Origin of the sequence: Actinoplanes sp. NPDC051475 (assembly GCF_040689425.1) — a bacterium.
GTDB lineage: Bacteria > Actinomycetota > Actinomycetes > Mycobacteriales > Micromonosporaceae > Actinoplanes.
Genome location: NZ_JBFAZZ010000010.1, coordinates 250,375 through 270,056, shown reverse-complemented (window position 1 = coordinate 270,056; position 19,682 = coordinate 250,375). Strand labels below are relative to the sequence as shown.

Genomic DNA, 19,682 nt, shown 5'->3' with positions numbered 1-19,682 from the left:
TTCAGTACGCTCCCGACGACCGCACCACCGCGGTCATGGTCCGCAAAAGGATCACCAAGTCCAAACTCAGGGACCAGTTCTCCACATAGCGCAGGTCCAGCCTGACGGCCTCCTCCCACGGCAGGTCCGAACGTCCGGAAACCTGCCACAGGCCCGTCATGCCCGGTTTGACCGCCAGCCGGCGACGCACGTCGTCAGCGTAGGCGGCCACCTCCGCGGGCAGCGGCGGCCGCGGCCCGACGAGTGACATCTGGCCCAGAAGGACGTTGAGAAGCTGAGGGAGCTCGTCCAGCGAGAGCCTGCGCAGCCACCGTCCGACCGGAGTGACGCGGGGGTCGTCGCGGATTTTGAAGAGCACACCGTCGTGCTCGTTGAGGTGCCGGAGCTCGGCCAGCCGGGCCTCGGCGTCGACGTACATGCTGCGGAACTTGAAGATCCGGAATTCGGACCCGTCGCGCCCGACCCGTACCTGACGAAAGAGTACCGGTCCCCGGGAGGTGAGCCGGACGCATAGTGCGACGGTTAACAGCAGCGGACCGAAGGCGATCAGCAGGGCCAGGGCGCCGAACCGGTCGAACAGGTCCTTGACGACCCGCGCGCCGCCGTGCAACCGGGGATGCTCGACGTGCAGCATCGGCAGGCCGTCGAAGGGCCGGATAGTGGTGCGCGCCCCCGCGACGTCGATCAGCGCGCTGGCCACGATCAGGTCCACCTCGTCGCGCTCCAGCCGCCAGGCGAGCCGGCGCAGCGCGGCACCGTCCAGCTCGGGGCAGCTGAGCACCACGACGGTGTCCGCGTCCGCGGCATCGACGGCGTTCGCCACGTCGTCGAAGGTGCCATACACCGGCAAATCCACCACACCGTCGTGGTGGGGTGGCAGGCAGGCGCCCACGACCTCCAGGCCGTGGTAGCGCTCGCGGCGCAACTGCCGGGCGATACCGATGACGGACAGCTCATGCCCGACCACCAGGACCCGGCGCAGATTCTCCCCGCGCGCCCGTTTCACGTGGAGCCGCTTGCGCAGGGCGAAGCGCAGCACCACGGCCGACACGATCGCCGTCGGCAGCGCGGCCAGGACGTACGACCGGGCCAGGTCCAGCTCCAGGGCGTACGACACGACGGCCGAGGTCGCGATCAGGCCGACGCCGCCACGGAACACCCTCAGGTACTCGTCCGTGCCGACGAACAGGAACCGGCGCTCGTACGCCCGGCTCACCACGAGCACGGCCAGCAGCGCCACGGGCAGCAGCGCCGACAGCAGCAGATACCAGCGGTTGTACATGGTCACGTCGTCGCCGAAGCGCAGCGCGAACGTCACCGCGCCGGCGGCCACCCCGGCGACGAGGTCGCAGAGGACGAGGGCGCGGACGTACTGGTGTTCCCAGCGCTGGCGGCGCGACATCGCGGCGTGCTTGCCGCGTACCCGGACGAAGGGCCGGGCGGCCGGACGGGCCGCCACCGACCGGTTCGGCCGCGGCGACCAGAGGCGGTCGGCCGCCTGGTTCTTGACCCGCTCGCCGGCGAGCAGCCCGCCGGCACTCGCCTGCGGCGGCGCGTTGTCCTCGTCACCGGCGGGCCGGGCGGGCGCCGGAATCTTGCTGTTGCGGCCCCGCTCCCGGTGCGGCGACGGGCGCGTCGGGCGCGGCCCGTGATTGTCCGGCGGGTGATTGGCGGGGCCGTGATTCTCCGGTACGTCGATCCGGCCGGCTGTGTCGATCCGAGCGGCCGTGTCGGCCCGAGCGGCCTCGGATCCTCCCCGCCGCTGGATCGTCGGCAGGACCACCGTCGGTTCATCCGTCAACGCCTTGTGGCTTCCGGACAGGTCCTGTGTCACCCGACCTCCCCCCGCGCCGTGATTCATTCGCACTATTTGGTGCGCTATGGGCACAACGCCGAAGGAGAGGGGCACGTCACGGGATCAATGGACGTACAAATGGGTCCAAAAGATTTCGGTGAAGTCGCCTCGCATGATCAACTTCCGTGGTATTTGTTCTGCGCCCATTCGACGCCCTCGAGCACCACGGCCTCGGTCACATCGGCCGCCCGGTCGACCAGGAACTCCAGCTCCTTACGCTCGACCGAGGAGAAGTCGGAGAGCACGTAGTCGGCCGGATCCTGCCGTCCCGGCGGGCGCCCGATGCCGAACCGCACCCGCGCGTACTCCTTGTCGCCCAGCGACTTCGACATCGAGCGGAGGCCGTTGTGGCCACCCTCACCGCCGCCGCGCTTCACCCGGATCTGCCCGTACGGCACGTCCAGCTCGTCATGGACGGCGATCACGTGCTCCACCGGCACCTTGAAGAACTGCGCCAGCCCGACAACGGGAGCACCGGACAGATTCATGTACGTCAGCGGCTTCACCAGCACCAGCTTCGGGCCGCCGTACCCCAGCCGCCCCTCGGCCACCTCGGCGACCGCGCGCTTGGCCCGCCCGAACCTGGCGCCCACCCGGGACGCCAGCAGGTCCGCGACCATGAAACCGACGTTGTGCCGGTTGCTCGCGTACTCCCGGCCGGGGTTGCCCAGGCCGACCACCAGCCAGGGTCCGTCCTCGGTCATGCAGGTCTCCTCGACGAAAACAGGGAAAGCGCCGACCGGCACTTTCCCTGTTCGGCGTTAGCTGGGTCAGCCGGCAGCTTCCTCGGAAGCCTCACCCTCGGCGGCCTCGGCGGAGGCACCCTCACCGGTGTCGCCCTCCATCTGCTGGGCGGTCTGCGCCTGCGACACGAGGGCGATCACGTGCTCCGGGTCCACGGCCAGCTCGGTGCCGGCCGGCAGCGTCACGTCGCCGGCGGTGACCTGCGAACCGGCCTCGAGGCCCTCGATCGAGACCTCCAGGGCGGCCGGCACGTGCAGCGCCTCGGCGGTCACCGCGAGCGTCATGCTCTCGGACACCACGAGCGTGTTCTTGGCGGCCTCGCCGACCAGCGTCACGGGGACGTCGACCTGGACCTTCTCGCCGCGCTTCACGATGATCAGGTCCACGTGCTCGTACGTGTCCTTGATCGGGTCGCGCTGGATCGCCTTCGGCAGGGCCAGGGTGGCCCCGGTGCCGCCGGTGACATCGATCGCGAAGACCTGGTTGAGCCCGCCGTGCCGGATGGCGGCGGCGAACTCACGCGCGGGCAGCGCGATGTGGACGGGGGCTTCGCCGTGGCCGTACAGCACGGCGGGCACGAGGCCGGCCCGGCGCGTGCGGCGGGCACCACCCTTGCCGAACTCGGTACGGGGCTCGGCGCTGATCTTTACCTCGGACACGGGGAAACTCCTGAAATTCTGGATCGGGCTGCGTCAAAGTCGGCGGGCTGCGGGCGGTGTTCGGCGGGGGCCGAGCTTGGGGTGGTGCTCAGTGCTCGGCTAGGGGCGCACTGGGCACAGGCCCGGAGCACCGCGTCGATCACGGTGCCTCAAGCGAACTCCGCAAACCTGCAGCAGACCGCGTGGCACCCTCGCCGTGGCAACCGCACCAGCTTACCTGCCGCGTACGGGTGCTGACCGGCGGGTCCCGTCACCTGACCCTCCTTGCCAAAAGTTCACCCGACCGATGCAACTTGCAGCACCCATGCCCCACCCCAGCCGACCCCCTTCAACCCGCCTTCGGGCAGCCCCGAGGACCGCCGCAGCCGGCGCCTCCGGCCGGCGCGGACAGCTCGGGGAGACGCCGCCGGAGCCGAGCCGGCCCGCTCGCCCGCCGAAACGTGCGGCCCGGCCGAGGTGGCCGCGTTGACCGCCAACGCCGACCACAACGGCTTCGGGGGATGGGATGGCCCACGCAGGGATCAAGCCTGACCGCCCGGAGTGGGTCATCCCATCCCCCGAAGCCCCAGCGTCAGCGCCAAGGGTCAAGGGTCAAGGGTCAAGGAAGGAGCGTCAGCTCAAGCCACCGAACAGAGTCGTGACCGAGCCGTCGTCGAAGACCTCACGGATCGCCCGGGCCAGCAACGGCGCGATGGACAGCACCGTGATCTTGTCCAGCCGCTTCTCCGGCGGCAGCGGCAGCGTGTTGGTCACCACCAGCTCGGAGATACGGCTGTTCTTCAGCCGCTCCGTCGCCGGGTCCGACAGCAGCGCATGCGTCGACGCCACGATCACGTCCGCCGCGCCGGAGTCGAAGAGGATGTCGGCAGCCTTGGCGATGGTGCCACCGGTGTCGATCATGTCGTCGACGATCAGGCAGACCCGGCCCTCGACCTCGCCAACCACCCGGTTGGCCACGACCTGGTTGGGCTTCAGCGGGTCACGCGTCTTGTGGATGAACGCCAGGGGGCAGCCACCCAGCCGGTCGGTCCAGCGCTCCGCCACCCGTACCCGGCCGGAGTCCGGCGCCACCACGGTCATCGGCCGGCCCGCGAACTTGCGCTGCACGTGCTCGGCGAGGATGTCCATCGCGAACAGGTGGTCGACCGGGCCGTCGAAGAACCCCTGGATCTGCGCGGTGTGCAGGTCGACGGTCAGGATCCGGTTGGCGCCCGCGGTCTTCAGCAGGTCGGCGACCAGGCGGGCCGAGATCGGCTCGCGGCCGCGGTGCTTCTTGTCCTGCCGGGAGTACGGGTAGAACGGCAGCACGACGGTGATCCGCTTCGCCGAGCCCCGCTTGAGGGCGTCGACCATGATCAGCGTCTCCATGACCCACCGGTTCACGCCCTCGGTCACCGACTGCACCACGAAGGCGTCGGAGCCGCGGACGGACTCCTTGAACCGGACGAAGATCTCACCGTTGGCGAACTCGTACGAGTCCGACGGCGTCGGCGCAACGCCCAGCACCTGGCCGATCTCCTGGGCCAGCTCCGGGAAGCCCTGCCCGGAGAAAAGCATCAAACTCTTACGGTTCTCCGCGACGATGCTGCCCATGGGCGCGTCCGCTCCCGAGACTCGAGGGGTTGGTCACCTGAAGTATTACCCGCGGCCGTCCTGACGCCACGTGCCGGATCCGCGTCGTGGGATGCCTCACCCCAGCTTGCGCCACGGCCGACTTGCTGTCCTCTTTCCGGGCCACGCGCCGGCGGCACCGGCAGACGGCTACTCCCCGGACCCAGCCGCTTCCCCGGCCGCCTTCGCCGCGGCCTCAGCGGACACCGTGCCCGGGCGCCTCCGCACCGTCCACTCCTCGATGTTGCGCTGCTGGGCCCGCGTCACACCGAGGTTCCCGGCCGGCACTTCCTTGCCGATCGCGCTGCCCGCCGCCACGTACGCGCCCGGACCGATCTCCACCGGCGCGATCAGCACGGTGTCGCTGCCGACGAACGCCGCCTCGCCGACCGTGGTGTGGTTCTTGTTGACGCCGTCGTAGTTGGCGAAGATCGTGCCCGCGCCGATGTTCGCCTTCGGCCCGATCGTCGCGTCGCCCACGTACGACAGGTGCGGCACCTTCGCGCCCGCCCCCAGTTCGGCGTTCTTGGTCTCGACGAAGCCGCCGACCTTGGACTTGCGGCCCAGCCGCGTGCCCGGCCGAAGGTACGAGTACGGCCCGACGGACGCGTCCGGCCCGATCTCGGCCCCGATCGAGTGCGAGCGGAGCACGGTCGCACACTCCTCGACGACCGTGTCGGCGAGCGTCGTGTCGGGGCCGATCACCGCGCCCGTCGCCACCTTGGTCGCCCCCTGGAGCTGGCAGTTCTGGTCGATCACCGCGTCCGGCTCGATGGTCACCGTCACGTCGATCCAGGTCGTCGCGGGATCGAGGATGGAGACGCCGGAGCGCATCCACGCCGTGTTGACCCGGTCGCGCAGCAGGGCCCGCAGCCGGGACAGCTCGGCCCGGTCGTTGCATCCCAGCGTCTCCTGCGCGTCCGCGGCGACGTGCACGCCGACCGGGTGCCCGACGGCCGCGAGGATGCCGAAGACGTCGGTCAGGTATTCCTCGCCCTGGTCGTTGTCGGTGGACAGCTTCCCGAGGGCCTCGCGCAGCAGCACGGCGTCGAAGACGTAGATGCCCGCGTTGATCTCCCGGAGGGCGCGGACCTCGGCGGACGCGTCCCGCTCCTCGACGATCCGCTCGAGGTTGCCGTCGGCGTCGCGCACGATCCGGCCGAGCCCGGTGGGGTCGGCCACCTCGGCCGCGAGCACGGTCGCGCCCTTGCCGGTCGCCTCGTGCGCGGCGACGAGCGCCTCGACGGTCTCCGGCCGTAGCAGGGGCACATCGGCGTTGAGCACCACGACGGTGCCGGCGGCCTCGGGGATGGCGTCGAGCGCGATGCGTACGGCGTGACCGGTGCCGTTCTGCTCGGCCTGCAGCACCGGGGTGGCGCCGGGGGCGATCTCCGCCAGATGCGCGCGTACCTGGTCGGCCCTGTGCCCGACGACCACGACGGTGCGGGACGCCCCCGCGGCCTCGGCGGCGCGCAGGACGTGGCCGAGCAGCGTCCGCCCGAGCAGCGGGTGCAGCATCTTGGGCGTGGCGGACTTCATGCGCTTGCCCTCACCGGCGGCGAGGACGACGACGGTACGGCTCGGGGCCTGGCTCACGCGGGACTCCATTGTTCGCAGTGTGGAGGTTGGAGGAGGCGGCGCCAAGTCAGCCGCGGGAAGAAAGCTCCCGGGAGAGGATTCGAACCCCTATAAATGGCACCAAAAGCCACGGTCCTACCATTAGACGACCCGGGAGGGCAAAGCGGACAAAGCGACCGAGGTCGCGTACGCGCGTCACATAGTAGCGTCTCCCCCGCCTCCGGTCGCGGACGCGATCCCCCGCAGCATGCCTTCGACCCGCCGGTACAGCCGATCAGGCAGCCCCGCTAAGGATCCCCGACGTTCCGGCGAACCGTGGACGGATTGTGCGTCTCCGAGGGGAGGCCCCCTCGAAAGTCAACGCTTCGGGTGATCGTTGAGGAACGTCCAGATGGTCGGCGTCGCGTTCAGGGCGGTCGATGGTGCGTCGAGGTGCAGGATGCGCTGCGCGACCGGGGCCGGCCGGGAGCCCGGCCACTGGTGACCCGCCCCCGCGACCGTGATCAGCTCCACCGCGCGCCCATCCGGGCAGGTGGCCACCGACGTGGTCACCGGACCCGACTTGGTCTCGGTCGGCGCGGCGCAGGAGTCCGTGCGGCGCCAGGTCTCGATCAGCGACGGTACGGACGGACCGTCGATCTTGATGGGCAGGCGGCCCTTGCCGTCGTTGCTGCGGCGGCCGGGACCTCCGGCGTACGGGATGGTCGGGTCCTTCTCGCCGTGGATATGGATGATCGAGATCGGCGCGGGGTGGTCGCACTTGTTGATCATCGTGCCGGCGACCGGGGCGATGGCGGCGAAGATGTCGGTGTCGCAGGCGAGGCGGTAGCTGAGCATGGCGCCGTTCGAGATGCCGGTGGCATAGACGCGGTGCGGGTCCACTCCCGGCACTGCCGACACGAGCTGGGTGATGAAGCCGACGTCGTCCACGTTGTCGCGGGCCGCGACGCCGCAGCAGTCGGAGCTCACGTTCCAGGTGCGGTTGACCCCGTCCGGGTACGCGACCACGAAGCCGCCCTTGTCGGCCTCGGCGTCCCAGCCGTACGACTGCTCGGCCTGCCGTCCGGTCCCCACAGCGCCGTGCAGGACCACGACGAGGGGCGCACCGGCTTTCGCCGAGGCGGGCCGGTACATCAGGTAGGTGCGCTTCAAGCCGCCGACGGTCAGCGAGGCGCTCGACTTGCCGACCGGCAGCGCTGAGGCCGGCGGCTGGGACGAGGTAGGCGGCGGCTGGGACGACGTGGGTCCGGCGGAAGCGGGCGAGGAAGTGGCCGGCTGGGAGGGAACGGGCCGGGGCGCGGGTCGGTCGCGGCCGGTGCAGCCCGCGAGCAGGAGCAGGAGCGCGGCGAGGGGAGCAAACAGGCGCTTCATAACACCACCGTCCATCAGAGATGTTCGGGGAAGGTAAGGGACAGGTCAGGAAAATGGGCGGGTCTCCCGCGAAGGAGACCCGCCCGGCGGCGAGCTATCGCCGCTTGTTCATCTCGATCAGTTCCCAGCCGCCCTCGGGCTTGCGGTCGGTCGTGTCGGTACGCAGGTTCATCGGGTTGGCCATGCCGACGTACAGCCCGCCCTTGCCGTTCGGGATCATGTTGCGGATGCCGTAGTTGAGGTAGTTCCCGAGGCCGCGGGTGTTGACGGCCTGGGCCGGCGAGTTCGAGTCCGGGAACATGTAGAGGTCACCGCCGAATTTACCGGGGCTGATCAGCGGCATGTGCCAGTTGTCCGGGTCGGCGAGGGCCTTGCGGGCCTTGGCGTTGACCGGCGCCTGCGGGGCGGCGTCGGCGAGCAGGTCCCGGACCAGGTAGCTCCAGTCCATGGTGCCCACGAAGAGCTTGTTGTCCACCACGGTCATGCGCCAGGTGTAGTTGTTGAACAGGTAGCCGAAGCCGGACTTGCCGTACAGGGGCGTGAAGTTCGTCGACTTGTCCGACCACGTGGAGGTCGCCGGGTCCCAGGCGGGCAGCGTCTTCTCGCCGTACACGAGCTCGATCTTCTGGGTCGGCAGGCCCAGGTCCTTGCCGCGCCAGATGCTGATCGCGCGCTGGGTCTTGACCGTCTGGTCCTTCGCGGCCTGGTCGGTGGCCGGCGGGTAGACGTTGGCGTGCACCATGCTGGACTTCATCGGGACGTGCATCGTGCCCCAGTAGACGTAGCCGTCGAACGCGGCGATGCCGCCGCCGCCATAGGTGGCCGAGACGACGCGGTCGGGCTCGTACTGGCGGGCGTTCCAGACCTGCTTCCAGCCGGCCTTGTCCTCGTCGTTGAGGCCGGGCTGGCCGTCGGCGAGCGGCGGGCTGATCCAGAGGCCGGCGAGCATCAGCGGGCTGGTGGGCTGCTCGGCGGGCCAGCTGGTGGCGGCGATCCGGCCGTCGTAGACGGTGAGGTCGGCGGCCTGCACGGGCAGGCTGGCGACGGTGGTGAAGTCGAAGGGCCGGGTGTCGTCGCCGGTCCAGCGCCAGACGGCGCCGCCCGCCGACCCGTTACGTCCGATGCCGACGCCGAGGTAGAGGGCATCGTCGGCGACGAGGAACGTCCGGATGTTGCCGTAGTCCGGGAAGTTGATCGAGCCGAGGTACTGCTGGGTGGTGGCGTCGAAGGCGAACATGTTGAGCGTGTTCTCGAGCGCCGGGCCGCCGAGCAGGACGACGTTGCCCATGTGACCGGCGGCGCGCAGGCCGATGGTGTGGGCCAGCCGCGTCGCGTCCTCCGGGGACTTCGCCCGGACCTCCGCGCTCTTGTTCACCGACTTCTTGGTGACGGTGTCGTACGTCCACACCTCGGGCGCGCGCATGTCGCCGATGTAGTCCGGGATGGCCTCGTCGTTCTTGGCCGCCTGGCTCTCGCCGTACTCGCAGGTCCAGTTGTCGTTCGCGGTGGGCTTGACGTAGTCGAGGGTGGCGCCGCTGACGAGGCAATGCACGTTGGCGCCGGTGCCGAACCAGACGGTCTTGTCGACCTGGGTGAGGCCCCAGACGTACGCCTGGTTGACCTTGGGCTTGCCGCTCGCGCACGGCGGGCCCACGGGGTACTCCTGGCCGACCGCGACGAAGCACTCGTCGGGCTTGGCCTTGGCGAGGAGCTGGAACTTGTACTCCGGGCGGGACGGGGCCGCCGCGGCGGCGGGCGAGACCGCGACGCCGGCGGCGACGAGGGCGACCGCCCCCACCGCGAGGAGTCTTCTTATATTGATCACCATGGATTCCTTTCGGAGATGCAGCGTGCGCCCGCCGCGGGGAATCCGCGGGGGCGCACGAGGGACGGGTGAAGCGGGCGAGCGGCGTCGTGGGATGCGCCGCCCGCCCACGCCTGGGTTACGGGCAGGGCGCGGTGAGCTTGATCAGCTCCCAGCCGCCCTCGGGTACGTCGTCGGTGGGGTCGGTCCTGAGGTTCATCGGGTTCGCCATGCCCAGGTAGAGGTCGGGACCGTCCGGGATCATGTTGCGGAAGCCGTAGTTCAGGTAGTTGCCGGCGCCGGTGGTGCTGATCGACTGCGCCCGCTCCGATGTGGAGGGAAACATCCAGAGGTCGCCACCATATACAGAGGGATCAATAGGTGGCGTGATGGCGGAGGCCCGGATGCTCGGGTTCTCCGCGGTGATGTCCTGGAAGATGTAGCTCCAGTCCATCGTGCCGACGTAGAGCCGACCACCGGCCACGGTCATCCGCCAGGTGTAGTTGTTGAACGGGTTGTCGAAGCCGGACTTGCCGTACAGCGGGGTCCAGCCGGTGGGCACGGACGACCAGGTCGCGGTCGCCGGGTCGTACGCGGGCAGCGCCGTGGCGCCGTACAGCAGCTCGATCTGCTGGGTCGGCAGGCCCAGGTCCTTACCGCGCCAGATGCTGATCGCCCGCTGGGTGTTCTTGATCTGGGCCTGCTTGGCCTCGTCCGTGCTCTGCGGGAAAGCCTGCTGGTGCACCTTGGTGGCCTTGAGCGGCACGTGCATGGTGCCCCAGTAGAGCCAGCCGCCGAAGGACGCGACGCCGCCGCCGCCGTAGGTCGCGGCGACGACCCGGTCGGTCTCGTACTGGCGGACGTGCCAGACCTGGGTCCACCCGGCGGCGTCCTCCGGGTTGAGCCCGGGCGCGCCGTCGGCCAACTTCGGGCTGATCCATACGCCGGCCAGCTGCGCCGGCGAGGTCGGCTGACTGGCCGGCCAGCTGGTCGCGGCGATCCGCCCGTCGTGGTACGTGAGGTCCGCGGCCTGCACGGGAAGGTTCGCGACGACCTCGAAGGCGAACGGGTCGCGCACGCTTCCGGTCCACCGCAGCACGCCGCCGCCCGAACTGCCGTTGGTGCCGATGCCCACGCCCAGGTACAGCTCCTTCTCGGCGACCAGGAAGGTGCGGATGTTGCCGTACTGGGGGAGGTTGATCGAGCCGAGGAACCGCTTGGTACGCGCGTCGAAAGCGAACAGGTTGAGGGAGTCGTTCAGCGCCGGACCGCCGAGCAGGACGACGCCGTCGAGGTTGCCGGCGGCGCGCAGCCCGATGGTGGTCCGCAGCCGTTCGGCGTCGTCGGGGCTCTTGGCCCTGATCTCCGCGCTCTTGTTCGTCTTCCGCTTGTTGTGCGCGTTGTAGAGCCACACTTCCGGGGCCCGCTGGTCGCCGAGGTACGCCGGCCAGTCGGGGTCGTCCCGGACGGTCTGGCTCTCGGCGTACTCGCAGACGTAGTCGTTGTTGACCACCGGGGTGTAGTTGTCCAGCGTGGCGCCGCTGACCAGGCAGTTGACGTTGGCCCCGGTGCCGAACCAGATGTCGCCGCCCACCTTGGTCAGGCCCCACACGTACGCCTGATCGACCTTCGCTTGCCCCTCGGCACACGGCGGCCCCGATGGGTAGGGCTTGCCGATGCCGTTGAAGCACTCGTCGGGCGCCGCCTTCGCGAGGAGTTTGAAGGAGTAGGAGTCACCGCTCGCCGCGGCGGCCGGGGAGGCCGGGGCGGAGGCGAGGCTGAGCAGCAGGACGGCGGCCGCCGTACCGAATCTGCGCAGGGTTGCGCTCACAGCATGTCCTCTCAAGACACGGATCTGTCGAGCCGGATGAGCTCCCAGCCGCCGTCGGGAACGGCGTCGGCCGGGTCGGTGCGGAGATTCATCGGATTGGCCATGCCGAGGTACAGGTCGTCGCCGTCGGCCACCATGTTGCGAATGCCGTAGTTGAGGTAGTTGCCGGCACCGCGGGTGTCCACGGCCTCGGCGGCCGCGCCGGCGGACGGGAACGTCCACAGGTCGGCACCCCAGCCGGCGGGATCGGTCGGCGGGGCCTCGTCGGAGACGTCGTGGACGATGTAGCTCCAGTCCATCGTCGCGACATAGAGCCGGTCCCCCGCGACGGTCATCCGCCACACGTAGTTGTTGAAGGGGTTGCCGAAGCCCGACTTGCCGTACCGCGGCGTCCAGCCGGTCGGCCGGGAGGTCCAGGTACGGGTGTCCGGCTGGTACACGGGCAGCGCCGACTCCCCGTACAGGAGCTCGATCCGCTGGTCGCGGGTGCCGAGGTCACGGCCCCGCCAGACCGTCGCCGCCCGCTGGGTGAGGCGGACCTGGGTGCGCTTGGCCTCGTCGGTGTCCTGCGGATACGTGGCCTGGTGCACCTTGGTGGCCTGCAGAGGCACGTGCATGCTGCCCCAGTAGAGCCAGCCGTCGTACGACGCGACGCCGCCGAGGCCGTACGTGGTCTTGGTGAGCGGGTCCTGCTCGTACATACCGGCGTGCCACACCTGGCTCCACGGATCGCCGTGGAGGGGCAGCGGCGGACTCCGCCACACCCCGGCGAGCTCGGCGTCGGTGTCGGGCCGTGCGGCCGACCACGTCGTCGCGTAGAGCCGCCCGTCGTGGAAGGAGAGGTCGGCGGCCTGCGCGGGCAGGGTCGCGACCCGGTCGAAGCGGAACGGCGCCAGCCGATTGCCCCGCCAGCGCAGCACGGCGCCGCCGAGCGCGCCGCTCGGTCCGACCCCTACCCCGAGGTAGAGGTCACCGTCCGCGGCGAGGAACGTCCGGGCGTTGGCGTACTGGGCGAGCGTGCGCGAGCCGAGGAACCGCCTGGTGACCGCGTCGAACGCGAAGACGTTGAGCGTGCTGTGCAATGTGGGGCCGGCGAACAGGACCACGCCGTCGAGGTTGCCGGCCGCGCGTAGTCCGAGGGTGCTGCGCAACCGGCGGGCGTCGGCGTCGGAGGCGGCCACGATGTCGGCGGACCGGTCGGTGAGACCGCCGGTGCCCGCGTCGTACACCCAGACCTGCGGCGGGCGCACGTCGCCGAGCGCGCCGGGCACCGCCGGGTGTTCCCGGGCGACCTGGCTCTCGGCGAACTCGCACACGTAGTCGGCGTTGACCACGGGGTTCGTGTCGCCGAGGTTGGCACCGCTGGTCAGGCAATGGGTGTTGGCGCCGGTGCCGAACCAGACCTGTCGGCCCACCCTGGTCAGGCCCCACACGTACGCCTGGTTCACCTTGGCCTGGCCCTGCGCGCACGGCGGCCCGGCCGGGTACGGCTGCCCGATGCCGGCGAAGCACTCGTCCGGCGCGGCCTTGCCGAGCAGGTGGAAGGTGTAGGTGTCGGCGGCCTGCACGGGCGTGACCGCCGCGCCCGCCCCCAGCACCAGCGCCGCCGCCAACCCGGCTAACGAACTCATGCCGGAACTGCCACGGGCTCGGGTCTGCGCACTCGGTCAGCGACGGATCCGGCCCAGGCCGCCGGGTCGGCGAAGCCGAGGAACGAGCCGAGGTCGGTCAGCCTGCCCACCGGATCCGCGACGATGTCCTCGTAGGCGATCCGGTGCAGCTGCGCCGGCGGGTGGTCCTCGAGAGCCTGCTCGGCCTGGCTGCTCATGAACGCGCACAGGGCCATGAACCGCTTGAGGTCCTGTCCGCGGTCGCGCAGGGCGTCCGCGGTGAGGTGCTCGGGCAGGTAGGCGTGCATGCCTTCGGGCAGGTCGTCGCCGGGCGACGCGGTGAACGGGTCGATGCCGAACCTGCCGAGCGCCTCCACGCGCAGCTGCACGAGCTGGAACGACGAGTGCTTGCTCATCGACTTCGCGGTGGCACCCCAGTCCCGGGTCAGGTAGACGATCTTCGCGCTGGGGTAGTTCGCCAGCAGCGAGGTGGTGACCTGGCTGGACCCGCCGGAGCGCTCCACCCAGCGCTTCTTCCCGGTGAGCTCGGCGAGGACGTCGAGGAAAGCCTGGTGGTGCGCGCCCACGCTCTGGGTGGGGAACGCCTGCACGCGCGGGGCGAGCCGGTCGAAGAGCGTGTCCGAATCGTCAGTCAGCTTGGCGAGCGTGATGGCCAGGATGCGCGGCAGGTTCAGGAGGTCGCCGGCGAAGCGGCCGGACTTCGGGTAGCGGATCTCCTTCGGTGGCAGCCCCAGCCGGAAGAGGATCGACAGCTCCGCCTTGGGGCCGCTGAGCACCTGCCAGTACGCCGGGCCGGTGATGACGTCGGTGCTCCGGTTCCACGGCGCGACCGACATGAAGAACTCCTGCGCCGAGCACGTCTCCGGTTCCTCGTGGATGAGGTCGGAGAGCAGGGTGGAACCACAACGGCCGTTGCTGATGATGATGGCGCGATCCATGGGATCTCCTAGTGCACGCGGGTGGCGAGCCAGGGCAGCACCTCGGCGCGGACCTGGTCGGGGGCCTTGATGAGCAGGGTGTGCTTCTGACCGGGCACGACCACGTGCCGCGACTGAGGCACGAGCCGGGCGGTCTCGACGGCGAGCTCCTGGACCGCCGACTCCGCGCCGTAGAGGCACAGGACCGGGCAGGTGATCGCGGTGAACGCCGCGGGGCAGGGCAGGTCGCTGGCGGGCAGCTGCTTGCCGATGTCGGTCTCGGTGAGCAGCGCCGACGCGTCGCGGACCCGGCGCGCGATCAGCGGACGGCTGTTCGCCACCGCCTCGGCGTCGGCGAGCGTCTCCGCCGCGCCGTCCAGCCGCCGGGCCATCCGGGCGAACCAGGCCGCGGTCGGCGGCGCGGACTCGATCGTCACGATGCCGGCGACCCGGTCCGGGTGGCGGGCCGCGTACGTGAACGCGACCGTGCCCCCGAACGAGTTGCCGAAGACGTACACCGGCTCGGCCACGGCCCAGTGCGCGAGCAGCGCGTCGAGGTCATCGACGAAGTCGTCCAGCCGGTAACCGGTGGCCGGCCGGGCGCTGCGGCCGTGGCCGCGCAGGTCGTACAGGAGAACCCGCATCCCGGCCTCGGCGAGCGGGTGGACCAGCGTGAGGAACCAGCTCGCCATGCTGTCCGATGTCATGCCGTGGACGAGCACGACGGTGCCGCGCTGCGTACCGATCGGCGCGACCTCCTCGACATGGAGGTCGACCCCGTTCGCCCTGACCATGCTCATGATCCGGCCGGCACCTTGTCCAGGGAGTCGGCGATGTAGTCGACGAGCTGGCCGACGCGCAGCTCACTCACCGACTCGACGTCGAGGCCGGAGACGAAGAGCGCGAAGTTCACCGCGTTGCCGTAGCGGGCCTGGAGACGGCCGGCGAGCGACACAACGTCGATGCTCTCCATGCCGAGGTCGTCGCGGAAGGTGGTGTCCATGGTGATCTCGGCGTCGTCGCCGAAGTCGCCCAGCACCGAGCGCAGCATCGAGGCGACGTCGGCGAGGACGGCGGTCTGGTCGGAGGGCATGGCGGTGCTCCTTAGTGTTCGGCGGGGGTGGTCCAGGCGACGACGTAGCGCCGCGGGGGAAGATCCGGTGGGTTCTCGATCTCCTCCCAGGCGACCCGGAGGACCCGGTCGCCGACGGTGACGGTGCCGTCGGCGAGGGAGACCACGAACCGGCGGGGCGCGCCGTCGAGGCCGGTGCCCAGCGCCTTGCCCGCCGCTTCCTTGGCCGCCCAGAGCCGGGCGAAGCTGCGGTCATCGGTGAGCTGGGCGCGTTCGCTGTCGGTGAGCGCGTACCGGAAGGTGGTCTCGTCGCGCGGCGCGATCTCGACCACGTCGATGCCGACCTCGGCGCCGGCCGGACCGGCGATGGCGACCCCGGCCTCGGCAGTGTGTGCGATCGACACTGCGCTTTCCACCAGGCCGCGGCCGGGGCGCAGCTCCACGTACGGCTTTCCGCTCGGCTCGTTGCGCACGGTCAGCTCGATCGGGTAGACGTCCGTGTGCCCGGCGTCCCACTGCCGGAACCGGACGGCGTCCTTCGCGGCGATCCGCCCGAGCATCCACGGGTTGCGCTTGGCGGCGGGCATCCGCTCGTACTCGGTAGCGGCCTCGCCGCCGAGGATCCCGCGCGCCGCCATGCCGCGGGTGACCAGGTCGGTCCAGGCGTCGAACGCGACCGTCCAGCCGCCGTCGCGTCGCTGCGACATCGGGTACTTCTCCGGGAACCGTTCGCAGGCCCGGGCGGCCGGGTGGCTGTCGAACCTCCGGTCGGTCGCGCCGTCGATCTGGGCCCACACCCGGCCGTTCACCGACAGCTGGGTGTCGGCGATCAGCTCGCCGTCGGTGATCGTCCGGACCCGGGCGACGCAGTCGAACGCGGTGCCGGGCGCGGGCGGCGGGCCGTAGAACTTGACGTGCCGCAGCCCCACCGGCAACGCCACGGTCCGGAACGGCTGGGTGGTGATGAGCCAGTTGCCGATCAGCTGCAGCGCGTTGTCGAGCAGGGCGCCCGGCGGTTTCGGCGCGGTGACCACGCCGCGGACATGCATGTCGCCGAGCGCGTGCACGGCGGTGACGCCCTGGAACAGCGGGCCGTGGAACATGAGGCGCTCGGCGTACATCTCCTCGGCGCTGGTCGTCGGCGGGAACTCGGTCGCCGGGTCCTGCGTCCATGGCCGTTCCGCCGGCTCGGGATAGGTCGCGGCCAGCTCGACCGTGGACCGCGCGTAGCCGCCGAAGATCACCGTGACCAGGCCCGGGCCGGCGCGCTTGACCGTGATCTCGACCTGCTGCGGCGGCGCGGCGATGAGCCAGCGGTTGAACTTCGCGTCGCGTACCGCCACGGCCTTGAGCCCCGGCGCGGCCTGCTCGGCGGCGTCCATCATGTGCTGCACCACGGTCGTCGCGGGCACCACCGGCCACCGGTCCTCGACCCGCGGCCAGTCGTCGGGCTGCACGAAGAAGCAGTGGTCCCGCAGGTAGGGCATCGTCTCCACAGAGACGTCGAGGGTCGTTCTGAGGAGTTCCCCTTCATCTTTTTTATGTACGACTACCGCCTCGCGTGACACCGTTGATCCGTGCCCAGCGGGTAGCCGCGGTGGTGTCGCTGCCGGGCGCGCCGCCGGCTCCGACGCGGGTCGCTGCCGAGGAATGACGGGCCGGGCGGCCGGTTTGGCCGCCGCCTGGAGGGCCGGCTTGGCCGCGGCGCTCATGACGGTCACCGCGTCGCTTGCGGTTTCCTGGAGCAGCGCCGCCAGCTCGGCGGCGGCCTTGGACGTGCCGGCCATCCGGCTCAGCGCCGACAACGCCGCGGTGTGCGCGTCGGCATTCGTCGCCCCCGCCGTGCCTTGCGCGGCGTGGGCCGCCGGCGCGTTCTGGGCGGGCGCCGGCGCAGGCTTTGTCGCTCCGAGCTTTGTCGTTCCGAGGCCGAGGAGCTGGTCGGCGCCCTCGCCGAGCTTGACCAGCGGGCCGCCGAGGTCCAGGCGGACCGCCGGTCCCTTGCGCTCGGACGGCTCCGCGACCGTGCGTACCTTCGGCGCGGGCGTGTGCGCCGGCGCCGGCTCCAGGACGGCCAGGTCCGGGTCGCCGCCGTCGACCCACAGGGCGGTCGCGACCCGGCGCAGCTGGGCCAGGCCGTCGCGGCGGGACACGTTCACCGGCATCGCCAGGTGCTCCCGGTCCCGCAGGTTGTCGTCGACGAGCGAGGCGAGCTGGCCCGCGCCCATCTGCAGGAAGACGCGGATGCCGTCGTCGTACATGGCGTTGACCGTCCGGCGGAACCAGACCGGCTCGATCATGTGCCGGATGAAGAGCTGGTTGACCTCGTCCGGGTCGGACGGGAACGGCGCGGAGATCGTGCCCGACCAGACGGGCACCTCCGTCGGCTGCACCTCCCAGCGGCCGAGCGCTGCGCCGATCGCCTGGAGCCCCTCGGCGAAGACCGGGGTGTGGAACGCCGAGCGGAACGGCAGCAGCTGGCACAGGATCGTCCGGGCGCGCAGGTCGTCGACGAGGCGCTGGACCTGCTCGCGCGGGCCGTTGACGACGCACTGGTTGGGGGCGTTGTCGTGGGACAGCACCACGCCCGGATAGCCGGCGAGCAGCGGGGTGACCGTCTCCATCGGAGCGCTCACGGCCGCGAACGCGTACCCGGACACCTCCACGCTGTCGGCGTCGAAGAGCCCGAGGAACGCGTCGACGCCCCGGGTGCTCATCTGGCCGGTGACCGCCGCCGCGGTCCACTCGCCGATGCTGTGGCCCGCGACCGCGTCGGGGCGTACGCCCATCCGCCGCAGCGCCGTGTCCAGCAGCCTGCCGACCTCGACCAGCCCGCTGCCGTGGTGGCCGAGGTCCTCGGCCGTCCACTCCCGGTGCGGGAGCCCGAAGTGGGCGGCGATGTCGGCGGTCCGCGGCGCGAACTCCGCCTCGACGCCGGGGAAGACGAACGCGAGCTTGCCGCCGCCGGGCCCGAGCAGGGGGCGCGGGGTGAACCAGACGTCCCGGCCGCCGCGCCACGGCTCGCCGCGGGCGACCATCTTGCGGGCGATGGCCAGCCGCTGGTCGGTGGGGTCGACGAGGCCCAGCCGCACCGGCCCGCCGTGGCGCGCGCGGGGCAGGTCGCGGACGTCGTCGCGCTCCAGCAGCCGGATCATCTCGTCGGTGGACGACGCGGCGAGCCAGACGATGCGCTCGGGTTCGGCGATCGTCACGGGTACGGCGTTCGCGTACTGCTCGACGATGACGTGGGCGTTGACACCGCCGAAGCCGAAGGCGTTGACCCCCGCCCGGCGCGGGCCGGCGCTCTCCCAGGGCTGGGCCGAGGAGATCGGCTTGAACCGCGTCTTCGCCATCTCCGCGCGTGGCTTGGTGACGTTGAGGGTGGGCGGCAGCACGCCGTGGTAGACGGCGAGCGTGGCCTTGATCAGCCCGGCGACCCCCGCGGCGGGCATCGCGTGACCGATCATCGACTTCACCGACCCGATCACCGGACGCTCCCCGCCGGCGTGCGGGCCGAAGACGTCGGCCAGCGTGGTCAGCTCGGCGGCGTCGCCGGTCGGGGTGGCCGTACCGTGCGCCTCGAGCAGGCCCAGCGCGTCCGGGGCGGTCGGGTCGAGGCCGGCCATCTCCCACGCGCGCCGGATCGCCAGGGCCTGGCCCGAGCTCGCCGGGTTGAACATGCTGGCCGAGCGGCCGTCGCTGGAGGTGCCGCTGCCGCGGAGGACCCCGTACACCCGGTCGCCGTCGCGCTCGGCGTCGGCCAGGCGCTTGAGCACCACCATGCCGGTGCCCTCGCCGATCAGCACCCCGTCGGCGTCGGCGTCGAACGGCCGGATGTCGCCCTTGCGGCTCAGCGCCTGGAGCTGGCTGAACACCGACCAGAAGCTGATGTCGTGCACGTGGTGGACCCCGCCGGCCAGCACCGCGTCGAGGCGGCCCTGCGCCAGCTCGGCCATGCCCTGGTCGACGGCGATCAGCGAGGACGCGCACGCCGCGTCGATCGTGTACGCCGGCCCGCGCAGGTTCAGCCGGTTCGCCACCCGGGAGGCGGCCAGGTTGGGCACCAGCCCGATCGTGCCCTCCGGCTGGTGCTTGCCGAGCCGCTCGTCGATGCGGTCCCGCAGCAGGTCGAGCCGATCCTCACCGAGGTCCGGCGCGAGTTCCCGCAGCAGGCTGATGACCTGGCTGGCCATCCGCACCCGGTTGGCGTAGCGGGAGGCGGCCGGGTTGAGCAGGCCGCCGCGGCCCAGGATCACGCCGATCCGGTCCGCGTCGGGCATCCGCGCCGCCCCGCCCGCGTCGGCGATCGCCGCGGCGGCGACCTCCAGCGCGATGAGCTGGTCCGGCTCGATGTCGCCCACCGAGTTCGGCATGATGCCGAACTTCAGCGGCTCGAACACCGCCTGGTCGTCGAGGAAACCGCCGCGGCGGGTGTAGAGCCGGTCGGGCCGGTGCGCGTTGTCCGGGTCGTAGAACAGCGTGTCGAAGCGGTCCTCCGGCACGTCGCTGATCATGTCCTTGCCGTTGACCAGGTTCTGCCAGTACTCGTCCAGGGTGGCGGCGCCCGGGAAGATCGCCGCCATCCCCACGATCGCGATCTGCTGCACGCCGC

General features: G+C 71.0%; 13 protein-coding genes and 1 tRNA gene. All 14 read right to left on the bottom strand.

Annotated elements, in window-relative coordinates:
• Position 1 precedes the first annotated feature (1 nt).
• On the bottom strand, positions 2-1,834 hold the full coding sequence (locus tag AB0368_RS22100) for an exopolysaccharide biosynthesis polyprenyl glycosylphosphotransferase (protein ID WP_366155794.1): 1,833 nt from the start codon (positions 1,832-1,834) through the stop codon (positions 2-4).
• Between the two features lie 137 nt (positions 1,835-1,971).
• Positions 1,972-2,559: an aminoacyl-tRNA hydrolase gene (pth, locus tag AB0368_RS22095; RefSeq protein ID WP_366155793.1), complete on the bottom strand. Its 588-nt coding sequence runs from the start codon at positions 2,557-2,559 to the stop codon at positions 1,972-1,974.
• A 66-nt stretch (positions 2,560-2,625) separates the two neighbouring features.
• A complete protein-coding gene (locus tag AB0368_RS22090) occupies positions 2,626-3,258 on the bottom strand; it encodes a 50S ribosomal protein L25/general stress protein Ctc (protein WP_366155792.1) in 633 nt (210 codons plus the stop codon).
• Between the two features lie 612 nt (positions 3,259-3,870).
• Entirely contained in the window at positions 3,871-4,851 is a 981-nt protein-coding gene (locus tag AB0368_RS22085; protein ID WP_366155791.1) for a ribose-phosphate diphosphokinase, read from the bottom strand.
• A gap of 168 nt (positions 4,852-5,019) precedes the next feature.
• On the bottom strand, positions 5,020-6,465 hold the full coding sequence (gene glmU, locus AB0368_RS22080; RefSeq protein WP_366155790.1) for a bifunctional UDP-N-acetylglucosamine diphosphorylase/glucosamine-1-phosphate N-acetyltransferase GlmU: 1,446 nt from the start codon (positions 6,463-6,465) through the stop codon (positions 5,020-5,022).
• A 67-nt stretch (positions 6,466-6,532) separates the two neighbouring features.
• Positions 6,533-6,603, bottom strand: a tRNA-Gln gene (locus tag AB0368_RS22075).
• 201 nt (positions 6,604-6,804) lie between these two features.
• Positions 6,805-7,818: a PHB depolymerase family esterase gene (locus tag AB0368_RS22070; protein ID WP_366155789.1), complete on the bottom strand. Its 1,014-nt coding sequence runs from the start codon at positions 7,816-7,818 to the stop codon at positions 6,805-6,807.
• Positions 7,819-7,912: 94 nt separating this feature from the next.
• On the bottom strand, positions 7,913-9,646 hold the full coding sequence (locus AB0368_RS22065) for a hypothetical protein (RefSeq protein WP_366155788.1): 1,734 nt from the start codon (positions 9,644-9,646) through the stop codon (positions 7,913-7,915).
• Positions 9,647-9,761: 115 nt separating this feature from the next.
• Entirely contained in the window at positions 9,762-11,453 is a 1,692-nt protein-coding gene (locus AB0368_RS22060; RefSeq protein WP_366155787.1) for a hypothetical protein, read from the bottom strand.
• Between the two features lie 11 nt (positions 11,454-11,464).
• Positions 11,465-13,084, bottom strand: coding sequence for a hypothetical protein (locus AB0368_RS22055; protein WP_366155786.1), 1,620 nt, complete (start codon positions 13,082-13,084; stop codon positions 11,465-11,467).
• Positions 13,081-14,022, bottom strand: coding sequence for a hypothetical protein (locus tag AB0368_RS22050; RefSeq protein ID WP_366155785.1), 942 nt, complete (start codon positions 14,020-14,022; stop codon positions 13,081-13,083). The genes AB0368_RS22055 and AB0368_RS22050 overlap by 4 nt, the downstream gene beginning before the upstream one ends.
• 8 nt (positions 14,023-14,030) lie before the next feature.
• Positions 14,031-14,801, bottom strand: coding sequence for an alpha/beta hydrolase (locus tag AB0368_RS22045; protein ID WP_366155784.1), 771 nt, complete (start codon positions 14,799-14,801; stop codon positions 14,031-14,033).
• Positions 14,798-15,094: an acyl carrier protein gene (locus AB0368_RS22040; protein ID WP_366155783.1), complete on the bottom strand. Its 297-nt coding sequence runs from the start codon at positions 15,092-15,094 to the stop codon at positions 14,798-14,800. Before AB0368_RS22040 ends, AB0368_RS22045 begins: the two co-directional genes overlap by 4 nt.
• Before the next feature lie 11 nt (positions 15,095-15,105).
• A complete protein-coding gene (locus AB0368_RS22035; RefSeq protein ID WP_366155782.1) occupies positions 15,106-19,677 on the bottom strand; it encodes a beta-ketoacyl synthase N-terminal-like domain-containing protein in 4,572 nt (1,523 codons plus the stop codon).
• Positions 19,678-19,682 lie beyond the last annotated feature (5 nt).